A 3,843-nucleotide genomic window follows, 5' to 3' on the forward strand; every position below is an offset into this window, starting at 1 on the left:
ACTGGATTGCCGCGGGGCATAAAGCCCCTCGCAATGACGATAAAAAGAGGCGCGGCAGGACAAAGGCAAGGCGGGCGATTAGTAATCGCCCCTACGGAGACGACGGGGGGGCGGCGCATCTGGCAGGCCGCAGTCTGTTAAGCTCTGCGCCCTACGGGGAATACCGGGGGCGGACGGCCAATGCGTGCCGTGCCCGGCAGCGCCTTTGCGCCCAAACATTTCCAAAGCTATTTCCGGGTTGACTTTGAAAGCGCTGCGGGGTAAAATGAAACGGACATAAACCAATCCGGGGTTCGTTTGACCCGTTCGGCACAAGCCGAATCACGTCCCCGGAACGCGCGAAAGGATGAAAAAATTCATGAAGAAAAAAATGACCGTTTTTCAGATCACGCCGCTCAACACCGACGTCACCGATTTGAAAAAATTCGAGACATATGCCGCCCGCGCCGCCAAAGCCGGCGCCACCCACATCATCGTCACCGAGGTTGAAAAAAGCCGCTGGATCTGGGAGCGCGATCTGAGCGACCCCTACCCCAACTGGGGGATGCTGAATTCGGCGCTGTTCAAGATCATCGTCCCGAAAGAGCTGAAAAGCTATCTGCCGCAGGACTACGCCGACCGCAATTTCGCGCTGATCAAAAAGCGCTGCGCGATTTTGAAAAAATACGGCCTGAAAGCCGCCGCCTATTTCGCCGAGCCGTTTTATCTGCCCGAGGAGGTCTACCGCGACCACCCCGACTGGCGCGGCCCGCGCTGCGACCATCCCCGCCGCGCGACGAACTATTATTACAGCCCCTGCATGGACAACCCCGAAGTGCTCGCGATGTACCGCAGCGCGATGAAACGCTTGTGCGAAGCCGCCGAGATCGATTACGTCTATTTACATACGAACGACTGCGGCGCGGGCATCTGCCACTCAACGGGGCTTTACGACGGCCCGAACGGCCCCGAAAGCTGCAAAAACATCCCGCTCGCGCAGCGGATTTTAGGCTATTTCCGGGTATTCCGGCAGGGCGCAGCCGACGCGGGCAGAGACATCTTCATCGAGACGAACAGCAACATCGGCTTCAAGGCCGACGAGAGCGTGATGGACGCGGTCTGGCCGCTGCTCGACGACGGCATGGCGGTCAACTTCAAAAACAACAAGGGGCTTCCCCTGTCCTCGCTCGTCGAAGTCAACCACGAATTCACCTACTCTCCCGTGCGCTGCATCCCGTCCTATTTCGAATATCTGCGCCAGCTGCAGGCAGCTTTCGAGAGCGAGAGCACGATCTTGAAAGTATACACCTACGACGACGATCTTGACGGCTTTTTCACGCTCTATGAGATGTTCTGCGAACACCCGACCCGTTCCTTCGCCGACCGCGCCGCGCTGCTCAAAAAATTCGCGGCTAAGGTTGCCGGAGCGCGGAACGCGGGCGCGCTCGTCGACGCGTGGCAGGCGATAGACACTTCATTAAAACATTTTCTCGACACCTGCATTGAGGGCTTTTCGTGGACGAGCGTCAACCAGCGGCTCATCAACCGCCCGTTCGTGCTGTTCCCCGAAGAACTGGATGAAGACGAAAAGAGTTACTGGCGCCCCTACCTGTTCCAGGCCGTCGACGAAAAGCAGGCAAACGACCTTTTGAACAACCAGAACACTTCCTTTATCCGCGGGTATTACGCGGTGTTTCTCGCCTCGAAATGCCTGCAGAAGATGAGGACACAGGTTGAGACCGCGCGGAAACTTTACTTAAAGGTTGCCGAAACCGCGGAGAACGCCGACCTGTTCCGGCTCGCCGCCGACCGTCTTTCGCTGCTGAATTGTTTCGCGAAAAATTACCTGCACGCGATGAAGTTTCAGGATATCGTCGACTCCACCGACTACTCCGAAGAGCCGGAGATCAGCCCGCAGTGGCCGCTCGACGCCGACCCGCGACTGCTTGAATACGAGCGCCTGACCCGCGCCGAGATCGACAACACCTATGAGATCATCCGGCTGATCGAAGGCAGGGAGCGCGAAATGCTGCTGCTCGCTCCGACCGCCGCGCTCGAGGACATCTTCTGGCTGTCGCCGGAGATCACCGGACAGCTGCGCGTCAAGGCGAACACCATGCTCAATCACCAGCTCGACGGCAAGCGGCTTTACAGGACCAATAACAAGTAATTACAGGAGGCACATTTGCTCTCAGATGAAGAAAAAAAGCCCCGCAAAGGGCTTGTCAGGCGCTTTCTGCCCTATTATAAAAACTACGTCCCGATTTTGATATTCGATCTGTTCTGCGCGGCGTTCACCACCGTGTGCGAACTGGTTCTGCCGCTGATCGTGCGTTTCATCACCAACGCCGGAATTAACGACGTCGCCTCGCTGACGGTTTCTGTGATCATCAAATTCGGGGTGCTTTATCTTGCTCTGCGCGTCATCGACACCGCCGCAAACTTCTACATGGCTTCCATCGGCCATGTCATGGGCGCAAAAATCGAGACCGACATGCGCAGGGATATGTTCGGCCATCTGCAAAAACTGTCGTACTCATTTTATGACAATACCAAGGTCGGCCAATTGATGTCGCGCATCACAAACGACCTGTTCGAGGTCACCGAATTTGCCCACCACTGCCCCGAAGAATTTTTCATCGCAGGCATCAAGATCGCCGCCGCGTTCGTGATCCTCTGTCAATACAGCGTTTGGCTGACACTGATCGTGTTCTCGGTCCTTCCGGTGATGATCGTCGTGCTTCAGTTTTTCAATAAGCGCATGCGGGCGGGTTTCCGGGAATCACGGGTCAAAGTCGGCGAATTGAATTCGCAGGTCGAGGACTCCCTGCTCGGCATCCGCGTCGTCAAATCGTTTGCCAATGAGGGCATCGAGATGGACAAGTTCGAAGACGGCAACACCGGATTTTTGAAGATCAAGACCAGGGTCTACCGTTATATGGCGGGATTTCAGGCGACGACCCGGTTTTTCGACGGCGTGATGTACATCGTCATCGTCGTCGCGGGTTCGCTGTTTATGGTGAAGGGCAAGATCACCCCGGCGGATCTGGTGGCCTATCTGATGTATGCAAACGTACTGCTTTCCTCCATCCGCCGCATCGTCGAGTTCGCCGAGCAGTTCCAGCGCGGCATGACCGGCATCGAGCGGTTCTCGGAGATCATGGACACTCCGGCCTCCATCGTCGACAGCCCGGACGCCGTCACGCTGGAAAACGTGCGCGGCGAGATCACGTTCGAAAACGTCTCTTTCAGTTATTCCGAAGAGACCGACAGCGTTTTAAAAGACGTCAACATCCGCATCGCGGCAGGCGAAAACGCGGCGCTGGTCGGACCCTCCGGCGGCGGAAAGACCACGCTGTGCAGCTTGATCCCCCGTTTTTACGATACCTGCGGCGGTTCGATTAAAATCGACGGAGAAGACATCCGCGACTTCACGCTTTCGTCTCTGCGCGGTCAAATCGGCGTCGTGGCGCAGGACGTGTATCTATTCTCGGGCAGCGTGCGCGACAACATCGAATACGGAAAGCCAGGCGCGACCGACAAAGAGATCTATGAGGCCGCAAAGCTCGCGGGTGCGGAGGAGTTCATCGGTGAGCTCCCGAACGGCTATGACACCTACGTCGGCGAGCGCGGCGTCAAGCTCTCGGGCGGTCAGAAACAGCGCATCTCGATCGCGCGGGTGTTTTTGAAAAACCCGCCGATTCTGATTCTCGACGAGGCGACGAGCTCACTCGACAACGAGAGCGAAAAGCTCGTGCAGCAGTCGCTCGAGCGGCTCGCGAAAGGCAGGACCACGCTGACCATCGCCCACCGGCTCACGACCATCCGAAACGCCGACACGATTCTGGTGCTGACCAAAAACGG

General features: G+C 57.2%; 2 protein-coding genes. Both read left to right on the forward strand.

What is annotated here, in order from left to right; genetic code table 11:
- Window positions 1–358: 358 nt before the first annotated feature.
- Entirely contained in the window at window positions 359–2,149 is a 1,791-nt protein-coding gene (locus PKH29_12600) for a hypothetical protein (GenBank protein ID HNX15678.1), read from the forward strand.
- A gap of 15 nt (window positions 2,150–2,164) precedes the next feature.
- On the forward strand, window positions 2,165–3,843 hold a 1,679-nt coding region (locus PKH29_12605), incomplete at its 3' end, for an ABC transporter ATP-binding protein (protein ID HNX15679.1).

The sequence above is a fragment of the Oscillospiraceae bacterium genome, from assembly GCA_035353335.1.
In the GTDB taxonomy this organism is placed as follows: domain Bacteria; phylum Bacillota; class Clostridia; order Oscillospirales; family JAKOTC01; genus DAOPZJ01.

Bases quoted from the DNA above. Each gene is read 5' to 3' on its own strand.
- PKH29_12600 (HNX15678.1), top strand. From the start codon at position 359: ATGAAGAAAAAAATGACCGTTTTTCAGATCACGCCGCTCAACACCGAC.